This window comes from Pseudomonas sp. LBUM1641 (genome assembly GCF_059716235.1).
Map to the genome: position 1 here is coordinate 753,995 of NZ_CP166815.1, position 22,223 is coordinate 776,217.

General features: G+C 61.6%; 19 protein-coding genes and 1 pseudogene. 10 read left to right on the forward strand and 10 right to left on the reverse strand.

Features of this window, described 5'->3' with window-relative positions; genetic code table 11:
- Positions 1-146: 146 nt before the first annotated feature.
- From accC to ACA046_RS03330, 5 genes and pseudogenes are all read right to left on the reverse strand, one after another.
- Entirely contained in the window at positions 147-1,508 is a 1,362-nt protein-coding gene (accC, locus tag ACA046_RS03310) for an acetyl-CoA carboxylase biotin carboxylase subunit (RefSeq protein ID WP_076017979.1), read from the reverse strand.
- Positions 1,509-1,525: 17 nt separating this feature from the next.
- Complete coding sequence (gene accB, locus ACA046_RS03315) at positions 1,526-1,984, reverse strand: acetyl-CoA carboxylase biotin carboxyl carrier protein (protein ID WP_177041411.1); 459 nt, start codon at positions 1,982-1,984, stop codon at positions 1,526-1,528.
- Between the two features lie 25 nt (positions 1,985-2,009).
- Positions 2,010-2,465 (reverse strand): type II 3-dehydroquinate dehydratase, encoded by a 456-nt coding sequence (gene aroQ / locus ACA046_RS03320; protein ID WP_017478426.1) that lies wholly within the window; start codon positions 2,463-2,465, stop codon positions 2,010-2,012.
- Positions 2,466-2,729: 264 nt separating this feature from the next.
- Positions 2,730-3,236: pseudogene (locus ACA046_RS03325) on the reverse strand (methyl-accepting chemotaxis protein); the annotation flags it as partial.
- Positions 3,237-4,743: 1,507 nt separating this feature from the next.
- Positions 4,744-6,414 (reverse strand): diguanylate cyclase, encoded by a 1,671-nt coding sequence (locus tag ACA046_RS03330; protein ID WP_459025833.1) that lies wholly within the window; start codon positions 6,412-6,414, stop codon positions 4,744-4,746.
- A 274-nt stretch (positions 6,415-6,688) separates the two neighbouring features.
- On the opposite strand from ACA046_RS03330, the gene ACA046_RS03335 reads away from it, so the two are divergent.
- The 5 genes from ACA046_RS03335 (at position 6,689) to ACA046_RS03355 (ending at position 12,135) form a co-directional block, all read left to right on the forward strand.
- Positions 6,689-7,756: a DUF2333 family protein gene (locus tag ACA046_RS03335; protein WP_459025835.1), complete on the forward strand. Its 1,068-nt coding sequence runs from the start codon at positions 6,689-6,691 to the stop codon at positions 7,754-7,756.
- 2 nt (positions 7,757-7,758) lie between these two features.
- Positions 7,759-8,295, forward strand: a complete 537-nt coding sequence (locus tag ACA046_RS03340; RefSeq protein WP_459029180.1) for an NUDIX hydrolase — start codon at positions 7,759-7,761, stop codon at positions 8,293-8,295.
- A 297-nt stretch (positions 8,296-8,592) separates the two neighbouring features.
- The gene (locus tag ACA046_RS03345) at positions 8,593-8,964 is read left to right on the forward strand and encodes a translation initiation factor Sui1 (protein ID WP_167664869.1); all 372 of its coding nucleotides are present in this window, start codon (positions 8,593-8,595) and stop codon (positions 8,962-8,964) included.
- Between the two features lie 212 nt (positions 8,965-9,176).
- Positions 9,177-11,090: an arginine decarboxylase gene (speA, locus tag ACA046_RS03350; RefSeq protein WP_459025837.1), complete on the forward strand. Its 1,914-nt coding sequence runs from the start codon at positions 9,177-9,179 to the stop codon at positions 11,088-11,090.
- A 181-nt stretch (positions 11,091-11,271) separates the two neighbouring features.
- On the forward strand, positions 11,272-12,135 hold the full coding sequence (locus tag ACA046_RS03355) for an alpha/beta hydrolase (protein WP_459025839.1): 864 nt from the start codon (positions 11,272-11,274) through the stop codon (positions 12,133-12,135).
- Here the strand turns inward: ACA046_RS03355 and ACA046_RS03360 are convergent.
- The 3 genes from ACA046_RS03360 to ACA046_RS03370 form a co-directional block, all read right to left on the reverse strand.
- Complete coding sequence (locus ACA046_RS03360; RefSeq protein WP_497675905.1) at positions 12,119-13,465, reverse strand: MATE family efflux transporter; 1,347 nt, start codon at positions 13,463-13,465, stop codon at positions 12,119-12,121. The two genes, ACA046_RS03355 and ACA046_RS03360, sit on opposite strands and share 17 nt — an antisense overlap.
- Positions 13,466-13,629: 164 nt before the next feature.
- The gene (locus ACA046_RS03365) at positions 13,630-13,932 is read right to left on the reverse strand and encodes a DUF6124 family protein (RefSeq protein WP_459025843.1); all 303 of its coding nucleotides are present in this window, start codon (positions 13,930-13,932) and stop codon (positions 13,630-13,632) included.
- 294 nt (positions 13,933-14,226) lie between these two features.
- On the reverse strand, positions 14,227-14,517 hold the full coding sequence (locus ACA046_RS03370) for a hypothetical protein (protein ID WP_003212934.1): 291 nt from the start codon (positions 14,515-14,517) through the stop codon (positions 14,227-14,229).
- 162 nt (positions 14,518-14,679) lie between these two features.
- Between ACA046_RS03370 and ACA046_RS03375 the strand changes: the two genes are divergently transcribed.
- The 5 genes from ACA046_RS03375 (at position 14,680) to ACA046_RS03395 (ending at position 19,034) form a co-directional block, all read left to right on the forward strand.
- Positions 14,680-14,985, forward strand: coding sequence for a MazG-like family protein (locus ACA046_RS03375; RefSeq protein WP_017478435.1), 306 nt, complete (start codon positions 14,680-14,682; stop codon positions 14,983-14,985).
- The gene (locus ACA046_RS03380; RefSeq protein WP_497675906.1) at positions 14,982-15,731 is read left to right on the forward strand and encodes a methyltransferase; all 750 of its coding nucleotides are present in this window, start codon (positions 14,982-14,984) and stop codon (positions 15,729-15,731) included. The genes ACA046_RS03375 and ACA046_RS03380 overlap by 4 nt, the downstream gene beginning before the upstream one ends.
- Positions 15,732-15,755: 24 nt before the next feature.
- Entirely contained in the window at positions 15,756-16,361 is a 606-nt protein-coding gene (locus tag ACA046_RS03385) for a DUF4136 domain-containing protein (RefSeq protein ID WP_459025846.1), read from the forward strand.
- A gap of 45 nt (positions 16,362-16,406) precedes the next feature.
- Positions 16,407-16,964 (forward strand): DUF4136 domain-containing protein, encoded by a 558-nt coding sequence (locus ACA046_RS03390; RefSeq protein WP_497675907.1) that lies wholly within the window; start codon positions 16,407-16,409, stop codon positions 16,962-16,964.
- A 108-nt stretch (positions 16,965-17,072) separates the two neighbouring features.
- Positions 17,073-19,034, forward strand: coding sequence for a pilus assembly protein TadG-related protein (locus ACA046_RS03395; RefSeq protein ID WP_497675908.1), 1,962 nt, complete (start codon positions 17,073-17,075; stop codon positions 19,032-19,034).
- Here ACA046_RS03395 and ACA046_RS03400 read toward each other — a convergent pair.
- Both ACA046_RS03400 and ACA046_RS03405 read right to left on the reverse strand, forming a co-directional pair.
- Positions 19,031-21,763, reverse strand: a complete 2,733-nt coding sequence (locus ACA046_RS03400) for a PAS domain-containing sensor histidine kinase (RefSeq protein WP_497675909.1) — start codon at positions 21,761-21,763, stop codon at positions 19,031-19,033. The two genes, ACA046_RS03395 and ACA046_RS03400, sit on opposite strands and share 4 nt — an antisense overlap.
- Positions 21,760-22,200, reverse strand: a complete 441-nt coding sequence (locus ACA046_RS03405) for a TadE/TadG family type IV pilus assembly protein (RefSeq protein WP_076017962.1) — start codon at positions 22,198-22,200, stop codon at positions 21,760-21,762. Before ACA046_RS03405 ends, ACA046_RS03400 begins: the two co-directional genes overlap by 4 nt.
- Positions 22,201-22,223: the final 23 nt, after the last annotated feature.

A 22,223-nucleotide genomic window follows, 5' to 3' on the forward strand; every position in this document is an offset into this window, starting at 1 on the left:
GTGTGTCAGTCATGGATGTGTTGACTGGCACACCGCATTCGCGAGCAAGCCCGCTCCCACAAGGGGAATGTATCCATTCAGAAAAATCGGGTGGGCAGAAACAACAAAGCCGCCCGAAGGCGGCTTTGTTGGGTGGATCACTTCGCTTACTGATTAGCCAGCTTGTGTTCCAGGTAGTGAATGTTCACACCACCTTCGCAGAAGCCTTCATCGCGAACCAGATCCCGATGCAGCGGGATGTTGGTCTTGATGCCGTCTACCACGATTTCGTCCAGGGCGTTACGCATACGGGCCATGGCCTCGTCGCGGGTGGCGCCCCAGGTGATCAGCTTGCCGATCAGCGAGTCGTAGTTGGACGGAACCTTGTAGCCGCTGTACAGGTGCGAATCGACGCGAACGCCGTTGCCGCCTGGAGCATGGAAATGCTTGACCAGGCCTGGACTCGGGATAAAGGTTTTCGGGTCTTCGGCGTTGATCCGGCACTCCAGGGAGTGGCCGTGGATCTTCACATCGTCCTGGGTAAACGACAGCTTGTTGCCAGCGGCGATGCTCAGCATCTCCTTGACGATGTCGATACCGGTGACCATTTCCGAAACCGGATGCTCTACCTGCACACGAGTGTTCATCTCGATGAAGTAGAAACGGCCGTTCTCGTACAGGAACTCGAAAGTGCCCGCGCCACGGTAGTTGATGTCGATGCACGCCTTGACGCAGCGAGCCAGTACTTCCTGGCGAGCGGTTTCATCCAGGCCCGGTGCCGGAGCTTCTTCCAGTACCTTCTGGTGACGACGTTGCAGCGAGCAATCGCGGTCGCCCAAGTGGATGGCGTGGCCCTGGCCGTCGGACAGTACCTGCACTTCCACGTGACGTGGGTTGGTCAGGTACTTTTCCAGGTAGACCATCGGGTTGCCGAACCAGGCGGCCGCTTCGGAGCGAGTCTGCTTGGCGGCTTCGATCAGGTCTTCTTCCTTGTGTACCACACGCATGCCGCGACCACCGCCGCCGCCGGCGGCCTTGATGATCACCGGGTAACCGACTTCGCGACCAATGCGCAGGGCGGTTGCCTCGTCTTCAGGCAGCGGGCCGTCGGAACCTGGAACGGTTGGCACGCCGGCTGCGATCATGGCGTCCTTGGCCGATACCTTGTCGCCCATCAGGCGAATGGTTTCGGCTTTCGGGCCGATGAAGGCAAACCCGGATTTCTCTACCTGTTCGGCGAAATCGGCGTTTTCCGCGAGGAAGCCGTAGCCCGGGTGAATACCATCGGCGCCAGTGACTTCAGCGGCGGCGATGATGTTCGAGACTTTCAGGTACGAGTTCGTGGCCAGTGGCGGGCCGATGCAGATGCTTTCGTCCGCCAGTTTCACGTGCATCAATTCGGTATCGGCCGTCGAGTAAACAGCGACGGTCTTGATGCCCTCTTCCTTACAGGCGCGCAGGATACGCAGCGCGATCTCGCCGCGGTTGGCGATCAGGACTTTTTGCAGTTTCTTCGCAGGTTTCAACATCGAAGGCGCTCCGCGGTTCAAACGATGGTGAACAGCGGCTGGTCGTACTCAACCGGCTGACCGTTTTCTACCAGGATGGATTCGATGACGCCGGCTTTTTCAGCCGTGATGTGGTTCATCATCTTCATCGCTTCAACGATGCAGATGGTGTCGCCCACTTTCACGGTTGCGCCGACTTCAACGAAGGCTGGCGAGGTCGGTGCCGGGGTGCGGTAGAAGGTACCGACCATTGGCGACTTGACCACGAAACCGTTCAGTTTTGGAGCGGCAGGGGCTTCGGCAGCAGCCGCAACCGGAGCAGCCACTGGCGCAGCGGCCGGAGCCGGTGCTTGCATCTGAGGTGCGTAGAACTGTTGGGCCGGAGTCTTGCTGTGACGGCTGATCCGTACGGATTCCTCGCCTTCCTTGATCTCCAGCTCGTCGATACCGGATTCTTCCAGCAGTTCGATCAGTTTCTTAACTTTACGGATATCCATGAATCATCAACTCCCAAAGGGTCGGTCAGGGGCGCTTGGCCGTGTCTTCAAGCTGTTCCAGGGCGGCCTCCAGGGCCAGTCGGTAACCGCTGGCGCCAAGGCCGCAGATCACTCCTACCGCAACGTCGGAGAAGTAAGAGTGATGGCGGAAAGGTTCGCGTTTGTGCACGTTCGATAAATGCACTTCGATGAATGGGATGCTCACCGCCAGCAGCGCGTCACGTAATGCAACGCTTGTGTGCGTAAAAGCGGCGGGATTGATCAGGATAAAGTCCACGCCTTCGCTGCGCGCGGCATGGATGCGATCAATCAGTTCGTACTCGGCATTGCTTTGCAGGTAGAGCAGATGGTGGCCGGCATCACGTGCCCGTCGTTCCAGATCGAGGTTGATCTGTTCGAGGGTCACTGACCCGTAGACGCCCGGTTCGCGGGTGCCGAGCAGGTTCAGGTTGGGTCCGTGAAGAACCAGTAAGGTCGCCATCGGCTGTTCCTTGTTATTGATGTGGGCACGGTAGAACCCGGCGACTATGCCGCAAAGGCTTTGTGACTGTCCAGTTCTATGCAGTAGGCAGCACGATTAGCGAGGATTGCGCAAAATATGTGACCGCAAGCCTGAATCCGGTCAGTGTGGGAGCGGGCTTGCTCGCGAAGGCGGTGGTTCAGCCGGCACATGCGTTGGCTGGTGCACCGCCTTCGCGAGCAAGCCCGCTCCCACATTTTGATCTTCACAAGACGGGAGAGCCGGTTAGACGCGGAATGCCTGCACGGCGGTATTGAGTTGCCCGCCAAGTACCAGCAAGTGCTCGCCCTGGCTGCGTCCCTGGCCAATTCGCAGCAAGTTGTCCTCACCCAGTTGGTGAATCCGCTCACTGTTATCGCGGATTTCGCTCACCGCGCCACTTTGCTGGGCGGTGACATCGGCAATCCGCACCGCCGTGTCGGAAATGGTCTGGATTGCTCCGACGATTTCATCCAGCGCGCCGTCAGCCGCCTGGGCTTGCTCGGCGGTGGCTTCTGCGTGTTCGACCTGGGCGCGCATGCCTTCCACCGATTGCCGGGCGGCGGTTTGCAGGCCGGCGATCAGGTGCTGGATTTCAGCGGTGGCGCCGGCGGTGCGCTGGGCCAGGGAGCGCACTTCATCGGCTACCACGGCGAACCCGCGCCCGGCCTCACCGGCCCGGGCGGCTTCGATGGCGGCGTTCAGCGCCAGCAGGTTGGTCTGGTCGGCAATTGAGCGAATCACTGTGAGTACGCCGCCGATGGTTGCGGACTCCTCGGCGAGTTTCTCGATCATCTGCGCATTTATCTGCACTTCGCCGACCAATGCGTGCAACCCGGTGAGGCTCAGGCCGATCACCCGCTGGCCCTGTTCCACGGCTTGGCCTGCACTGCGGCTGGCTTCGGCGGCCTGGCTGGCGTCGCCGGCAACCTGCTGGATAGTGGCTTCCAGTTCACCCAGGGAATCGCGAATCTGCGCGGTGTCACCGGCCTGGCGCTCGGCACCGTCGTGCATGCCGCTGCTCAATTCCGCCAGGGCGCTGCTGGTGCCGGCCACCTGCTCGGCGTTGCCGCGGATGGTACCCACCAGGTCCACCAGGTAGGCGCGCAGGCGATTCAGGGACTCCTCGATATCGTGCAGTTCGCGGTTGGTCTTGCCTAAGGCAATGGGCTGGCTGAAGTCGCCTTCGGCCCACGTGGACAAGGCCGGCGCCAAGTTGGTCAGCACCCGCGCCAGGCGCCGCTGCAAAGTGTCGATCAACAGCGCGATCAGCAAAATCAGGCCGATCATGACGCCTTGTATCAGCCGCACTTCGCCTTGGATCTGCGCATGCTGGGCCCGCACCACCGGCTCCAGCCCGGCGATGGCTTGCTGCACGGCGTTGATTTTCAGGTGGGTGCTGGTGGCCAGTTCGGTACGTTGCTGGATTTGCTCGCGGGTGCGTTTCAGCTCGGCGGGGTAGCGGGTCAGCAGGCTGTTGAGTTCGCGCTTGAGGTCGACGCCGGTGTCCTGGGCTACGGTTTTTTCAGCGTTTTCCAGGCCCATCATGGCCGAGAAGTCGTCGGTATTGGACTCGCTGCTGGCGGTCACCCCCAGTAATGGCAGTTGCCCCAGCACGTCAGCCTGGCTGCGGATATTGCTGACTTCGCGCTCCACATCGTCGGCCAGTTCGCTGCGACCGCTGCTCACCAGCTTGTCCCGGGCCAGGGAGAGTTTGGCCAGGTGCTGGGACGCCGCGAGCAACGGCGGCAGATAACGCGCGGCGTCGGGGGAGGTGACGCCGCTGGCGTATTGGTTGAGTTGCTCCAGATTGGCGCCGAGCTCGCGTTCGGCTTGCAGCAGCAAGGCCTGCGGGTCGCCCGCCAGCTTGCCGGCGGCCAGCAGGTCGGTCTTGCTGAAAGTGTCCAGGTCTACCAGGCTGGGGCGCAGGTTTTGCGCCAGGTCTGCCGGCAGTTCATCCAGATGCTGCAACAGGTTTTCCAGGCTCTGGCTGGCGCTGCTCAGGCGCAGGGCGTCGCCGCTGGCGAGGTAATCGTCGATATTGCGCGCGGCCTGGTTCTGGAAGGTCTGCGACAGGCCCAGGTAGCGCTCCATCAACAGATAGGGCCGTTCCAGGGCGCGTTGCGACCACCAGAGCGTCGCGCCCAGGGCCAGGCAAACGGCGACCAGAAGGAGGGTGTTCAGATTCGTCAGCAGCTTCAGGCGCATGCGTGGTTTCAACCGACAGCAGAAGTAAGTGCCTGAAGTTATTGCGTTTCCATTACAGAGTTATGACGGATTCGGTGGATTCCGGTGAAAAGGTGGCACTTTGCTTTGATGCGCGCGCCGACATCACCCGGTTACGCCCCGCATCCTTGGCGCGGTACAGCGCCTCGTCGGCCTGGGCCGCCATCATCAGGCTGTCGGAGCCATCACACAGCTCCACCACGCCGGCGCTGAAGGTGCACCACAAATCCTGCGGCTGGGCGGGGTAGTGAATCTCGGCAAAGCGCCCACGGATTTCGTCGAGCACTTTGCAGGCCGAGTCGAGATCGGTGTCGGGCATCACGATGGCAAATTCTTCACCGCCGTAACGGCCTATATAGTCGGTCTTGCGCAGGCGCTGCTTGAGAAACAGCGCGAGGCTCTTGATCACCCGGTCGCCCATGGGGTGCCCGTGGCTGTCGTTGACCCGCTTGAAGTGGTCGATGTCGAGCATCGCAAAGCTCAGCGGCTTGCTCTCGCGGCGCGCGCGGAAGCTGCAGTCTTCGAGCAATTGCAGGATGTGGGTGTGGTTGTACAGCCCGGTGAGGCTGTCGCGCACCATCCGCGCCTTGAGGTTTCGCGCCCGCGCCGCACGGTTGCGCACGGTGGTGATCAGGTGTCGGGGCTTGATCGGCTTGGTGAGGAAGTCGTCGCCGCCTTCGCTCATGGCGTCCAGTTGCTTGTCCAGGTCGTCTTCGGCCGAGAGGTAGATGATCGGCACGCTGACGTAGCGGTCGTTGTGGCGGATCACCTTGGCCAGTTCGGTACCGGTGCAGGCCGGCATATACATGTCGAGGATGATCAGGTCCGGCTGAAAATCCGCCAGCTCGGCCATGGCCTGGATCGGTTCGATCAGCGTGCGGGTGACGATGCCTGCGCTGTTGAGCAGGCGCTCGGTGTGCATCGCCTGGGCCCGCGAGTCGTCGATGATCAGTACTTTATAAGGTTCGTACTGGGCGACGCAGGTCAGCACTTCGATTTTTTCCAGCAGGCTCGAGGCCTCCAGGGTTCCGGTGAGGAACTCCTGGCCGCCGGCGCGGACGGCGGCCAGGCGGGTGGGGGTGTCGGTTTCGTGCAGGCTGAAAAACAGCAGCGGCAGTTTTTGCTCCAAGCCTTCCTGGGCTTCGGCGGCGAGCTTCAAGCCCAGGCCGGTGCCGCAGAAATCCACATCCATCACGATGGCCGCCGGCAAGCGCTCGGCCATCGATGAGCGAAATGCTGCCACGCTGTCGAGGGACTGCGCGCTCAAGCCGAAAAATTCCAACTGCTTGGCCAGGCGCTCGGCGCGATCGTGGTCGGCAAGCATCACGTAGATTGGCTTGCGCATCGGCGGCAGGAGGGTTTGCTCCAACTGATCGCCCTGGCGCAGGCCAGTGCGCGACAGGCGCTGCATCAGACGGTTGAGTTCGGTGATCAGATGGCTGCTCAGGCGGCCGCGGTTATCGTCCACCGCCTTGAGTGAAGCGCCGATCTGGTGTGCCAACTGGCCGTGTTCCGGCTGCTCGAAGCGTTCGGCAAAACGCAGCAGGCGCAGGTTGGCCTCGCCGAGTTCGGTCAAGTCGGCGGTCGACCATTCGCTGCGTTGCAGGCGCTGCCAGATCTCAAGAATTTGACGTGCCTGATGAATTACCCGCTGGGCAAAATGGTGCTTGAGACGATCACGGCTGGGGTCTTCTGGCTCGGTCATATCCTGACTACTAGTTAGGCTGCATGCTGAGGTCGAACTGATGGCTCTATGCTAGCACCTCTTTTCCGTTGCACGAGTGTCATACGTCAATTAACTGCGAGGTCTTGGATATTCATTTACCGACCCTGCAGTCGCGCGGGCGTAAACAGCGTGCATCCTTTATAGTCGAGCCGCGCACAAGCGCCACCCTGACTAAAAGCGCCGCACGGCTCGGCACGATGGGGTAGGGTTGTGGTCGTAGCTATTGAACTCAAGTGATTGAAAGGATATCGCCATGCTGGACTGGAAAAACCGCGCAGGCAGTGCAAAGGGCCCGGCCCCTGAAACCAAGTCGGCCCCCCGCAGCTATTTCCGTAACCTGCTGATGAGCCGTGCGTTGCTCTCGCTGGTTGCGTTGTATCTGTTGGTCACCGGTGCCCTGGGGTGGTACTGGAGCGAAGAGCCTGCATTGTTTCCGGTCCAGCAGAACGCGCAGATTGCCGCCGAGAAGGAAGGCAAGCAGATGGTGGTGGGCTTCACCACCGTCGAAACCCTCAAGACCGTGGTGGGCACTTTGCTGAATAAGCCGGGTGGCTACATTTCCAACGACCGTTTCCCGCCGGGCCTGTGGATGGACAACATGCCGAGCTGGGAATACGGCGTGCTGGTGCAGGTGCGTGACCTGACCCGTGCCTTGCGCAAAGACTTCGCCCGTTCCCAGTCGCAGTCGGCGGAAGACGCGGACCTGGCCAAGGCCGAACCGCGTTTCAACTTCGACAACAAGAGCTGGGTGCTGCCGTCCAGCGAGTCGGAATACCAGGAAGGCATCAATTCCCTGAGCCGCTACGAAGCGCGGTTGTCCGACCCGAATCAGCGCGGCGCGCTGTTCTATGCGCGTGCCGACAACCTGAACAACTGGCTGGGTGATGTGGCGACCCGTTTGGGTTCGCTGTCGCAACGGCTGTCGGCCAGCGTGGGCCGGGTCAAGCTCAACACCGCGCTGAAAACTGAAGCGCTGGCGCCGGGTGAAGTGCCGCAGGTCGACGAAGAAGTGGTGGAAACCCCATGGATGCAGATCGACAACGTGTTCTACGAAGCCCGCGGACAGGCCTGGGCCTTGTCCCACCTGCTGCGCGCCATCGAAGTCGACTTCGCCGACGTGCTGGCCAAGAAGAACGCCACCGTCAGCGTGCGCCAGATCATTCGTGAGCTGGAAGCCTCGCAGGAACCGGTATGGAGCCCGATGATTCTTAACGGCAGTGGTTTTGGCGTCCTCGCCAACCATTCGCTGGTCATGGCCAACTACATTTCCCGGGCCAACGCTGCAGTGATCGACTTGCGTCAGCTGCTTAACCAAGGTTGATGATGGACGCTTCCACCAGGGAGGCTGCGCACCGCGCGGCCTCCGACGCCGAACTGATTGCCTGGGTCGACGAGCACGACAACCTGCTCGGCAGCCTGGTGCGTTCCGACCTGCGCCAGCGCGGGCTGATCGGGCGCTGCACCTTTATCTTCCTGTTCAACTCTGCCGGTGAGCTGTGTGTGCACCGGCGCACCCTGAGCAAAGCCATGTACCCGGGGTTCTGGGACACGGCGGCGGGCGGCATGGTGGCGGCCCACGAGTCCTATGCCGAATCGGCGGCCCGGGAGCTGGAAGAGGAACTGGGGGTAAGCGGCGTCGAATTGACCCCGCACGACCACTTCTACTTCGAAGACGGCGACAGCCGGCTCTGGTGCACTTCGTTCTCTGCCGTGTGGGACGGGCCGTTGCGGATCCAGCCGGAAGAAGTCATGGAGGCGCGCTTTCTGCCACTGGCGACGGTGTTGCAGGAGGCCGAACAAAAGCCCTATTGCCCGGATGCGCAGGAAGGCTTGCGTCGTTATTTGGCCCTACGTCGCTAAAGTTGCATAAATTGGCGCCATTTGGCTCTTAGCAAGGGGCCTTTTTGCCGTTACACTGCGCGACTTTTCAGGCTGAACCGCTGTTGTTCCACCCTGTAGGAGCGAGCTTGCTCGCGAAAAATGTAAGCCCGACGCGTGGTGTCTGAATGCCCGCGTTATCGTTGACGACCTTCGCGAGCAAGCTCGCTCCTACAGTGGTTTGAATATCGGCGGCTCAGTAGCGCTGCCCCTGCCTGAGTGGGGCTTCGCGGTCGATGATCCCATCGATCAGTCTTTGTCCTCCCAAGAGGATTGCCGGTGGCCAAAAAAGCCGCATCCTTCGCCGCCCTTGGTGGCCTGGTATTTTCCACCGACGCAGGTCGACACTGCCCGGACTGTCGCCAGCCCGTGGACGCATGTACCTGCAAAACAACCCTGATTCCCGAAGGCGATGGTATTGCCCGCGTCCGTCGCGAGAGCAAGGGCCGTGGCGGCAAGACGGTGACCACCATCACCGGCGTGCCCCTGGCCGAAGACGCCCTGAAGGAGTTGGCCACGACGCTGAAAAAGCGCTGTGGCACCGGTGGTGCCTTGAAAGACGGCATCATCGAGATTCAGGGCGACCACGTCGAGTTGCTGTTGGCCGAGCTGATCAAGCTGGGTTACAAGGCGAAGAAATCCGGTGGTTAGCAGCCTCTGTGAAAACCACCCCGATGACCCGCTTGCTGAACGCAAACTGTCGTCTCCATGGTTTTCACAGAGCCTGTTCCTGACCGGTGTCTAAACTCTGTCCTGCAAGTGGGGTCTACCCCTCTCACAGGCAAATCGTCATTTTCATTCTTTAGACTGCGCCAGCCTCTGATCAGGCCGGTGCACTTCGACTTCATTTATAGGGGACTTCGATGTCCGTACGACGCACACGCAAAGACGATGGCAGCCAATGGACAGTTGCGGACAGCCGCAGTGTTTACGGGATTCGCCATTGGGGGGCCGGGTATTTCGCGATCAATGATGCCGGTCGCGTTGAAGTCCGTCCGAACGGCCCGAACAGCACGCCTGTCGACCTGTACGAGCAAGTAGACCAGCTGCGCAAAAGCGGCCTGTCCCTGCCGTTGCTGGTGCGCTTCCCCGACATCCTGCAAGACCGCGTGCGCCAACTGACCGGTGCCTTCGACGCGAATATCGAGCGCCTGGAATACCAGAGCAAATACACCGCGCTGTACCCGATCAAGGTGAACCAGCAGGAAGCGGTGATCGAGAACATCATCGCCACCCAGGATGTGTCCATCGGCCTGGAAGCCGGCTCCAAGCCCGAGCTGCTGGCCGTGCTGGCCCTGGCGCCGAAAGGCGGCACCATCGTCTGCAACGGTTACAAAGACCGTGAGTTCATCCGCCTTGCGCTGATGGGCCAGAAGCTTGGCCACAACGTGTTTATCGTGATCGAGAAAGAGTCCGAAGTCGGCCTGGTGATCGAAGAAGCCGCCAACCTCAAGGTCAAGCCACAGGTGGGCCTGCGAGTTCGCCTGTCGTCCCTGGCGTCGAGCAAGTGGGCGGACACCGGCGGCGAGAAATCCAAATTCGGTTTGTCGGCGGCGCAACTGTTGTCTGTGGTCGAGCGCTTCCGCGCGGCGGGCCTGGACCAGGGCATCCGCCTGCTGCACTTCCACATGGGTTCGCAGATCGCCAACCTGGCCGACTACCAGCACGGGTTCAAGGAAGCCATTCGTTACTACGGCGAACTGCGCAACCTCGGCCTGCCGGTGGACCACATCGACGTGGGCGGCGGCCTGGGCGTGGACTACGACGGTACCCACTCGCGTAACGCCAGTTCCATCAACTACGACATGGACGACTACGCCGGCGTGGTCGTGGGCATGCTCAAGGAATTCTGCGACGCGCAGAGCCTGCCGCACCCGAACATCTTCTCCGAGAGCGGCCGTTCCCTGACCGCCCACCACGCCATGCTGGTGGTGCAAGTGACCGACGTCGAGAAACACAACGACGACGTGCCGCTGATCGAAAACAAGGAAAGCCTGCCGGAAACCGTGCAATGGCTGGTGGACCTGCTGGGCCCGACCGACATTGAAATGGTCACCGAAACCTACTGGCGCGCCACGCACTACATGAGCGATGTGGCCACCCAGTACGCTGACGGCAAAATGACCCTCGCCGAAAAGGCCCTGGCCGAGCAATGCTACTTCGCCGTGTGCCGCCGCCTGCACAACTCGTTGAAGGCGCGCCAGCGCTCCCATCGCCAGGTGCTGGACGAACTCAACGACAAGCTGGCCGACAAGTACATCTGCAACTTCTCGGTATTCCAGAGCCTGCCGGACACCTGGGCCATCGGCCAGGTACTGCCGATCCTGCCGCTGCATCGCCTCGACGAAGAGCCGCTGCGCCGTGCCGTGCTGCAAGACCTGACCTGCGACTCCGACGGCAAGATCAAGCAGTACGTGGATGAGCAAAGCATCGAGACCAGCCTGCCGGTGCACGCTGTGAACGAGGGTGAAGATTACTTGCTGGGCATCTTCCTGGTGGGTGCCTACCAGGAAATCCTCGGCGACATGCACAACCTGTTCGGTGACACCGATTCGGTGAACATCTACCAGCGTGAAGACGGTTCGGTGTACAGCGCCGGGATCGAGACCCACGACACCATCGAAGACATGCTGCGCTACGTGCACTTGTCGCCGGAAGAGTTGATGACTCACTACCGTGACAAGTGCGCCAGCGCGAAGATCACGGCGGCGGAGCGGACTCAGTTCCTGGATGCGTTGCGATTGGGCCTGACTCGTTCGTCGTACCTGTCCTCGTAAGTACACCGCTCCCAGGCTGACAAAGATCTCAAAGTGACAGAGATCCAGTGTGGGAGCGGGCTTGCTCGCGAAGGCGGTGTATCAGTCTGCCCATGTATTGACTGCCACGCCGCCTTCGCGAGCAAGCCCGCTCCCACATTTGGATCGCCGCAAGTCCTGCAGTTTTTATAGGGCCTGAATAATGTCGAGAAAGCTCTTGCAAGCGCTCACCCTGGCCATAGCCGCGCTTCTTGCGGCTTGTTCGCCCATTAAAGTGCTCAACGCACTCACCCCCACCAGCACCTTCACCAAAACCTCCTCCATCGCCTACGGCGATGACCCCCGCCAGAAACTCGATATCTACCGTCCCGTCACCGCCTTGCCCAACGCCCCCGTCGTGGTGTTTTTCTACGGCGGCAGCTGGAACAGCGGCTCAAAGGATGACTACGGTTTTGTAGGCGAGGCCCTGGCTTCGCGTGGAATCGTGGTGGTGATTGCCGATTACCGGCTTTATCCACAAGTGCGCTACCCGGCGTTTTTGCAGGATGGTGCAAAAGCCGTGTCCTGGACCCATCAACACATCGCCGAATACGGTGCCGACCCCAAGCAGCTTTACCTGATGGGCCACAGCTCCGGCGCTTATAACGCGGCCATGCTGGCGCTGGATCCACGATTACTGGCGGCGGTGGGCCTGTCGCCGTCCATGCTCAAGGGCTGGATCGGCCTCGCCGGGCCGTATGATTTCCTGCCGATTGAAAACCGTGATGTGCGCCCGGTGTTCTTCTACCCGGATTCGCCGCCCGATTCCCAACCCATCAACCACGTCAGCCAGGACGCACCGCCGAGCCTGTTGATTGCTTCGGTGGACGACAGTCTGGTCAACCCCAAGCGCAACACCGGCGGCTTGGCGAACAAACTGCGGGCGGCGGGCGTGCCGGTGGAGGCGTTCTACTTCGCCAAGACCAGCCATGCCACGTTGGTGGCGTCGATGTCCCGGCCACTGCGCTGGCTGGCGCCAGTGCTCGACCGGGTCACGGCGTTTATCACGTTCACGCCGGGCCAGTGAGCCAGCGGTCCTGCTTGTTCAGGCGCCAGGCAATTGCCCACAGCGTGAGGCTGCGCAGGGCCATGAACAGCAGGAAGGTTATCCACAAGCCGTGATTGCCAAGGCTCTGCAATGCCCAGGCGAAGGGCAGCACAATCACCACCGTCAGCAGCATGCCATTGCGCATTTCCCGGGCGCGGGTGGCGCCGATAAACAGGCCGTCCAGCAGGTAGCTCCACACCGCAATCAGCGGCAACACGGCGAGGTAGGGCAGGTAGAGGTCGGCGGTTTCGCGCACGCTCGGGATGTCGGTTTGCATCGCGATAAACAGGTGGCCGAACACGGCGAACAGGATCGCGAAACCGACGCTGGCCAGCAGCGACCAACCACAGGCCACCACCAGCGAGCGGCGCAAGGCCTGGCGGTCGTGGGCGCCGATGGCGTGGCCGCATAACGCCTCCACAGCGTGGGCCAATCCGTCCAGGGCATGAGCGGTCAGCAGTAACCCGTTAAGCAGCAGCGCGTTCGCCGCCACGGTGGCATCCCCCAGACGCGCACCTTGCACGGTAATCATGAAAAACACCGATTGCAGGGCCAGGCTGCGGATGAAGATATCGCGGTTCACCGCCAGCAGCGGGCGCCAGCTTTGCCACAGCTTGAGTGCGGCCCAGGCGATATGGCCGGGGTAGGCACGCAGGGCTTTTTGGGTGAGGGCCAGGCCGAGGAGGGCGCCGGTCCATTCGGCGATCACCGAGGCGCGGGCCGAGCCGACCACACCCCAATCCAGACCCAGCACGAACCAAAGATTGAGGGCGATGTTCACCAGGTTGGTGGTCAGCAAAATCGCCAGCGGTGCGCGGGCGTTCTGGGTGCCGAGGAACCAGCCCACCAGCGCGTAGCTGGCCAGGGCGGCGGGCAGGCCGAAGAGGCGGGTATGGAAGAATTCCCGGGTCAGTTGGTTCAGTTCGGGCGATGGCTGCATCCACTCCAGCACCAGGCCGCTTAACGGAATGCCGATGCTGCCGAGCAACATCGCCAGGCCCAGCGCCAGCAGCAGCCCCTGCAGCAGAATCTGCCGCAGCGCCGCGCCATCACCGCGCCCGGCGGCCTGGGCGGCAAAGCCGGTGGAACCCATGCGCAGGAAACCCATGGCCCAGGCGAGGAAGGTATACAGGCTGGCCCCAACGGCCACGGCACCGAGTTGATGGGCGTGAGGCAGGTGGCCGATGACCATGCTGTCTACCAGCGCTACCAACGGCACGGAGATGTTCGACAGGATCATCGGCGCGGCGAGGGCCCACACGCGGCGGTGGGTGGGGCGATCGCGCCAGTCGGTTAGCAGGGAAGTCATGCGGGCTCCTTTGGGGAGCGGTAGTGTAACTGTCCATTAGCTGCGCCGCAGGTCCAATGTGGGAGCGGGCTTGCTCGCGAAAGCGGTGTGTCAGCCAATACATCCGGCGCCTGACACACCGCCTTCGCGAGCAAGCCCGCTCCCACATTTTTGACCGCGTAGTGTCAGGTTTTACGGGGATGCAGGCATTCGATGGAGCGGTCGACGGTGGTCTTGGCAATTTCCAGCAAGTGCCAAACGGCCAGGATCTTCGCCCGCTGTGGGCTCTCCAGCAGCTCACTGCAATCAAGCGCAGTGGCCGAGGCGCTGCTCAGCAGGCTGGCGGTGTAGAGCAGGGAGTCTTCGAAGCTCAGGTCTTCGTTGATGGTGTGGAAACCCTGCGATGGCAGGTAGTGTTCGAGGGCGCGATTGAAGGCGGCGCGGTCGTTGAGGAAGTCGCTGGGTGGATCGGGGACGAGCTTATGCATGGTGTAACTCCACTAGTAGGTAAGGAGCTGACACCCGCGCGACTAAACGAGGGTGGCGGCTGTACGCAGGTTAGTCGACCGGCTAGTGGAACCCGGCGCACCCGAAGGTGCCCTGCGCACAGCCGCCATGAAGCATGGCGACAACTTGCGCTCACTAATTCCGGGCGACTAAACCCGATCACTGATATGCAGTGAAGGGCCGAAGACTAGCCACCCATCCCAACAGGCACAAGGCCGAAAGATTGTCTCGGAAACGTCTCTCAAATTAAAGGGATTTGCCTTGCTGGCCCTTTATTAATGCACCACCCAACTGAGCACCCAGAGCCCGAGCATCAACCAGATAATCCCCATGATGATCGAAGCTCGCATAAACGCACGCACTGCCGAGTACAACAGCATCAACCCGATAATCAGCATGAGGATGCTGATGATCGAGGTGTCCATCCCTAAGGATCTGGACAGCCCGTCGACAAAGTCGCCGCCCGCGTGGGACAGGGTGTTGAACAGCCCGCTGAACAACTCGACGATAAAGTGGATGATCTGGCCGATCTTGAGACCCAGCCATCCGAAAAAGTCTGTTTGCATGTGTGTGTCCTGATAAGACGGTGGGCGTAGCTGCCGAACCTGAGCCTTTGGTCGTTATTGGCCCAAGCTAGTTCCCTTCTAGCATAGAGGTTTACAGGCCGCAGGGATTCACTTGCCTTCGCGCGGCTTGCGCCCGAAGCTATACACCTTCAGGAGCGCCCCATGAATCTTGACCACCTCACCGAACGCCTGCACCGCATCCGCGATACCAACGACTGGAAGCAGTTCCACAGCCCCAAGAACCTGGCGATGGCCGCCAGCGTCGAAATGGCCGAGCTGGTGGAGATTTTCCAGTGGTTGAGCGAAGACCAGTCGCGCCAGTTACCCGCCGACAAACTCGCCCACGCCGGCCAGGAAGTGGGTGACATTGTGCTGTATCTGCTGCTGTTGTGCAGCGAATTGGGGTTGGACATGGATCAGGTTGTACAGGCCAAACTGGCCGACAGCGAACGGCGGTTTGCCAAATGAGCGACCGTCATTTCGACCAGCTTGCTACCCGTTTCGCCGAGAAGATCTACGGCGGTGCCAAGGGCGCGATTCGCCTGGCGGTGCTACAGGCCGACCTGATTGAAGCGCTGCCGGATTGCCCGCTGCGGGTGCTGGATATCGGCGCAGGGCTGGGCCATATGTCGCTGTGGCTGGCCGAGCGCGGTCACGATGTAACCCTGGCCGAACCCGCCGAGCCGATGCTCGAAGGCGCCCGCCAGCGTTTCGCTGAAGCCGGGCAGACGGCGACGTTCATTCAGGCGCCCTGGCAGGACCTGCTCGGTCAGCTCACCGAGCCCTACGACCTGGTGCTGTGCCACGCCGTGCTGGAATGGCTGGCCGAACCCCATGCGATCCTGCCGGTGCTGCACCAGTTGACTGCGCCCGGTGGCTGGCTATCCCTGGCCTTCTACAACCGCGACGCCTTGATTTACCGCAACCTGCTCAAAGGCCATTTCCGCAAAATGCGCAAGAACGACATGGCCGGCGAAAAGCAGAGCCTCACGCCGCAACAACCCCTGGACCCACGGGAGTTGGCAACGCAACTAGAGGGCCTGTGGCAGGTCGAAACCCAGAGTGGCGTGCGGGTGTTCCACGACTATATGCCGGTGGAATTCCAGGCTCGGGCCGAGTTGCAGGATTTGTTGGAGATGGAGCTCGCACACCGTCGTCACCCAAGCTTTGCCGGACTTGGGCGTTATTTGCACTGGATCTGCCGTCCGGTTTAAGCGGCCCAGTCTGCGGAGGTCGAAATGAAGCGCTGTCTTGGACTGATCCTGCTGGGCCTGGGCCTGGCGGGTTGCCAGAGCAACAACCCGTATGTAGCGGCGTCCGCCCCGATGCCGCCGGCGCCTGCCCAGGCGGCCAACACCTTTGATGCCAGCGCCTACCCGGCGCCGGTGCGCGACTATGGCGCCTATCGCAGTTGGGCCTGGCTCAACAACCAACTACCGGCGGGCTCGGCCTGGGCCGATTCGGCGCAGATTGCCGATGCCGTCAGCGGCGCCCTCGACCAGCGCGGCCTGCGCCCCTTGCATGACAATCGCACCCCCGACCTGCTGGTAAGCGCCGACGTGCGCCTGGAAAAGCGCCTGCGCCAGGTCCAGGACGACTATGGGTACGGTTACGGCGGCTATAACCGCTACGGCAACGGCTACGGCATGTACAACACGGTGCCGGTGGTACGCACCTATGAAGTGACCGTGGCCGTGGCGCGCATCAGCCTGTTCGACGCCCGCACCCGCCAGCCGGTGTGGAGCACCAGCGCCGAAACCACGAGCCAGGGCAGCCTCAGCGAACGCGCCGATTCCCTGCGTGAGGCGATGCAAAAGGCGATGACTGCCTACCCGCCCAGTTAGCAGCTATTCTCATTTCAGGCTCAGTTCGTCTTTTGGAGAAAAACCATGCTTCGTCGTATCGCTGCACTTGCTGTTGTTGTATTGCTGAGCGGTTGCCAGACCAGCCAGGTCAACTATGATTTCGACGCCAGCCGGGACTTTGGCGCGTACCGCAGTTGGAGCTGGAAAGAGCCGGCGTTGCAATACCGCCCGGATGACCCGCGGATCAAGAGTGACCTCACCGAGCAGCGCATCCGCCAGGCCGTGGGCGAGCAGCTCGACCAGCGCGGCCTGCGCCCTGCGGCGCCGGGCACCAAGGCTGACCTGAATGTGCAGACTTACCTGATCGTCGAAGACCGCCAGCAACAAGTCACCACCAACTACGGCGGCGCCTGGGGCGGCCCGTGGAATGGCTACTGGGGCGCGCCGATGTACAACGAAACCCGCAACATCACCTACAAGGTGGCCACCATCCAGATTGATTTGCTCGACGGCAAGGACGGCAAACTGGTGTGGCGCGGCAGCGATGAGCAAATCCTCGCCAGTACCCCCGAGCCACAAGACCGCAGCGCGGCTATTCGTGCGACGGTGACGAAGGTGCTTTCCAACTACCCGCCGCATTGATTCGTTAATACGCCCTCCGCCAGTCGCCTGCCCATGGCGACTGGCCTGCAGCCCCTCAGCCCTTGTCTACACTCTTCTACAACACAGGAGAGGAAGCAGGAGTGCTCGATGTCTCCCCTATTTCGTGACGGCCAGCGTGGTGCAATAGGCTTGATAGCGGTCGGTACTTTGGCGCTGGCGCTGGTGTGCACGTTGCTGGTGGTCGACAGCGGGCGTTTGTACCTGGAAAAGCGCAAATTGCAGGGCGTGGCCGATACGGCGGCGCTGGAGGCGGTGGGCCGCAAAGGTACTTGCCTGCCGGGTTTGACGGCGGCGGCCTATGCCGAGCAGAGCGTGGCGCGCAATAATTTTGTGGTGGGCAATGGCAATACCCTCGTGACCACCTGCGGCTCGTTGACCACCGCCGCGACGGGCATGCGTACGTTCACCGCCAACCCGGCGCAGTCGACAGCGGTGCAGGTGGTGGTCACCAAGCCGGTGACCACCAGCATCGCCGGTGGCATTTGGGCGCTGGTCTCCGGGGCGCCGCTGCGTCTCAACACGGCCTTGTCGGCGACGGCGGTAGCGGCTTCGCCCATGCCGACCGTGGCTCAATTGAGCATCAACAGTACCGTCGCTAATATCAATCTGTTGAACCCGCTGTTCACCGGTTTTCTCGGCGGTAGCGTCACCGTCTCGGTGGCCGGCTGGAATGGGCTGCTCGGTGCCAACATCAACCTGTTGAGCTACCTCGACCAGTTGGCGATAAATCTGGGCGTGTCTGCCGGTAATTACACTCAACTGCTCGCGACCAACGTGACAGCGTCCCAGTTGATTCAAGCTGCGATCAATGTAATGACGCTCAACGGCGCGACAGCTGATGTGTTGACCGCCTTGGGCAACCTGAAAGTCGCCGCGATCAATCAGGCACCACTGAGTATCGGCCAGATCCTGCAATTGCAGACGGGCACCACGGCTGCGGCCTTGAATGCCAACGTGCAGCTTTTTCAGCTGATCCAAGGCGTGGTGCAGCTGTCCAGCAGCAAAAGCGCGGTGGCGGCCACCTTGCCAGTCAGTGTGCTGGGGTTGGCCAATGTCACGACGCAGATCAAAGTCATCGAGCCGCCCCAGGTGTCGGCGGTAGGCAATCCGGTGTTGGCGGCGGCCAACCCGCTGGGGCCCAATGGGATTGTCGTGCGTACCGCCCAAGTGCGTACCCAGGTAACGGTCAGCTTGCCGATATTGTCTTCTCTGTCGGGGCTGACCACGGCGGTGAGTAACCTAGTGGCGCCGCTGACCCCGGTGATCAATGGCCTGTTGAGCCTTAACCTGGTGACCACCATTAATTCGGCCCTTTGCCTGCTGGGCGCCGGTTGCCAGCAGTTGGATGTGCTGGCACTGCCCGGCGCGTTGCCGCTCAATATCGTGCTGGATGCCGGCGGTGCCCAAAGCTATGTGACCGGCTATACCTGCCCTACAGGTACCACCGGTATCAAGAGCGTAACGGCTTACACCAGCACCTCGTTGGCCTCGCTGAACGTGGGCAGTATCACCAATGCGTTCTCCTCCACCTTGCCGATGGTGGTTTCGCCACTGCCGCTGATTGATATCGGTATCAAGACTTGCCACAAGATCCTGGGGATCGGCACCTGTGACCCCCGCGTGCCGTTTGCGGGTGGCGGGATAGGTATCAAAGTGCAAAGCCCGATTGGTGCAACCAATCAGAGCCTGGTGTTTTCCAGCACCACGCCGTTTCCTGCTCCGCCCAATGTGAACCTGCCAACCATCTATCAAGCGGTCGCACCGTCGACCAATGTGGTCAGTAGCCTTTCAACCACGCTCAATGGTGTTGGCATCACGGCCTATCAACCGGTCGGCAACAGCCCGCTGGGCACAGTGATGTCGGGCGCGGTGGCGGCGATCAGTGGCGTTGGGGCGATCGTGACGCCCGTGGTGGACAACCTGCTGGGGCCGCTGCTGGACCCGATTCTGAACAGGCTGCTGAATACCCTGGGAATCAGCCTGGTAAACGTAAACGTTGGCGCCAACCTGACCTGCGGCCAAAAGGGCGGAGCTTACCTGGTGATTTAAGCCCCGATGACGATCGGCAGCTCCACACAAAACCGTGCACCCTGGTCGCTGTTGCTGACGCTTAGTCGCCCGCCCATGTTTTCCACGATGCCGTAGCTGACTGACAGGCCCAGACCGGTGCCCACGCCGATCGGCTTGGTGGTGAAAAACGGCTCGAAAATCCGCTCCAGCAGGCGCGGGTCGATGCCGCCGCCGTTGTCCTCTACCCATATCCGCACGTGGCGATTGTCGTGTTCGCTGTGCACCGAGATCCATGGCTGGAAGCCTTGCTGGTTTTGGCGTTTGCTCAGCAACGCATCGCGCGCATTCACCAGCAAGTTGATCAACACCTGCTCCAACTGGTCGGCATAACCCACCACCTGCACGCTGAAGTCCGGTGCCATGACCCGCAGTTCGACCCCTTTACCGCGCAGTCCTTCATTGAGCAACGACAGCGTGCCTTCCAGTGCCTGCGCCGGGTCGAACGGTTGTTGCTCGACTTCGGAGCGCCTGCCGAACACCCGCATATGGTCCACCACCCGCGCCGCCCGCTGGACCTGTGCGTCAATGCGCTGGAGTTTTTCCGTCAGGTAGTCGATCTGTGCGTCGCCGTTACTCAAGCGCTTGAGCACATTGACGATGGCCATGCGCATCACGTTCAGCGGCTGGTTGATCTCATGCGCCAGGCCCGTAGCCATTTCTCCCAGGGTGGCCATTTTCGCGCTCTGGGTCAGTTGCTGCTGCGAGCGGCGCACTTCGGTGTTGTCGCGCCCCACGGCCTGGATTTCCTGCAACTGGCCGTGCTCGTCGAACACACCCCGGTCCGACCACACCCACCAGGCATGCTCACGCCCTGGCAATTGCAGGCTGATTTCGGCGGTGCTCACCGGAAACTCCGGGGTCAGTTGGCTGATTCGCTGCACAAAGGCGTTGTGTTGCTCGGCTGACAGCCATTGGCTGAGGTTGATCCCGGGCAACTGGGCTGGCGTGCATTCCAGGTAGTTGGCCAGTGGCGTATTGCCGAAGGTCAGGGTCAGGTCCGGGCGGTAGCGGCAGATCATCGCCGGCGAGTCTTCCACGAGGATGCGGTAGCGTTCCTCGCTGTCCTTGACCTGTTGCGCCGCCAGGGTCGCCTCGGTCACGTCGAGCCACAGGCCGACGGCTTCCACCGGCAGGCCAAGGTCGTCGCGCAGCAACTTGGCCTCGTCGAGCAACCAGTGGTAGTTGCCTTGTTTGTCACGCACGCGGTAGCGACTGCGCACGCTGCCTTCACGCAGCAGATGACGTGTGCGCTCGAAGTAGAGGTCGCGGTCTTCGGGGTGGATCAGCGAGGCCAGGGTCTCGTGGGTGCATTCGGCGAGGGTCCAGCCCAGTAATGGCAGCAGACTGCTGCTGAAAAATGCCGGGTGCAGGGCTCCGTTGACGTAGCGCTGTACGTAGATCACCGCAGGCGAGCTGGCAATCAAATTATCCAGGCGGGCATGGGCGGCAGAGGCTTCCAATTGCTGGTTCTTGATGTCGCTGATATCGAGCATAAAGCCGATCCAGCGCCGGTTTTCCCCCACCCCCAGCACCTGGCCCTGCACGCGGTACCAGATCGGTTGGGCGGCTTCTCCACGGCTGAGGCGCACGCTGGTGAGCAAGGGTTTACCCAAGGCCTGCAAATCCCCCAGGCGGCTGTTGAGTTCCTGGCGGTCGGCGGGGTGGATCAGGTTCAGCCAAGTGCCCAGGGCTTGCTGGGTCGGGCCGTCTTCCAGGCTCAGGCTGAGGATTAATTGCGGCGCCAACTGGATCTCGCCGCTGGCGGGCAACAGCTCCCACCAACCGGTACCGAGCAGGCCTTGCAGGGCGTCCTGGCGTTCCAGTTGCTGGTGGTGATGTTGCTCACGCAGACGGCTGAGCAGTGGGGCAGCGAGGGCGGCGCAAAGGTTCAGCCAGTCTCGCTCGCTGTTCTGCTGGTGGCCGTTGTAGCAGCCACACAGCAGCCATGCGGTAATGCCCTGGCCATCGCGATACGGCACCAGGAAGCCGTCGGTGTTACCGAATACGCTGACGAGGCGCGGGTATTCATTGCGCCCGTGGGAAATGTCCAGGTTCAGCGGGGCATTACCATTGGCGCTGTCCAGGCTGGTGCCCAGCCGTTGCCCGTTTTGCCATAGCGTGGGGGCGTCATGGGCGGTGTACTGGCTGTAAATTATCCAGCCCTGTTCCTGCTGATCGAGCAGGGCCAGGGCCACACAAGGGACACGCCAGCGCTGGGCGACGCTACGCAGTTGTTCGTTGAGCACCTCCGGCAACCGGGAGAGGCTACACACGCGCAACTGCTCGCTCATCTGGCTGATCAGTAGATGGTTCTGTTCACGCTGCTGGAACAGTTGGCGGCTGTCGAGCAGGTCGCTGATGTCTAGCGCGCGCAGCAGCCATCCGTGGTCATGGGCCTCAATCGTGCCTCGGGTATGCAGCACTTGCCCGGCGATGCCGATGAAGTCCAGGTCCAGGCTGTGGCGCTTCCAGTCTGCCGGCACGCCTTCAATCACCAGCGCGCTATGAACACACAACAGGTCTCGCAGCAACGGTGGGTCATCGTGCTGGGCCAACTGCTGGCGCAGCGAACCGCTGATCTCGAGCACATTACCTTGATCGTCCAGTTGCAGTTGTAATCCTGTAATGACTGCGCCAGCGGCCGGCGCGATGGGCAGTGCGCTGCTTCGGCCGAGCAGGCGCCCGAAGAGTTTGTCGCCAGGGGTCAAAATTGCAGGCTCGACTGGGCTTGCAGCAGGGTCGGCAAGCGCGGCACCGTGCCCAGTCCTGGCAGCACGATAAAGGGCATCACCGCTTGAAGATTGGCCGAGGGGTAGTTGACCTGTACGGTCAGAACGCTATTGCCGTCGAAGGTCGCTGAGACTTGCGCCGCGGTGAACCCGAAGGTGTTCGGGATCCATCGCAGGCGCGTAACCACTGTGTTTTTGGCAGTGGTGATGACCGCGTTCTGGTAGCCCGCCATAGTGGGGTCCAGCCCCACACTCAGGCGCACGGCTTCGGCGGTGGCTTGATTGAACGACTGCAACAACAGCAACGGCAGGCTATAGCTGATCATCCCGTAGAACACGGCGAAAAAAATCACGAAGACCGCGGCGAATTCGATCGCCACGGCACCTTTCTGCTTTCTAGGGAGGCTTGTTCTCATCACCGCGACTACCCTGACGGCTA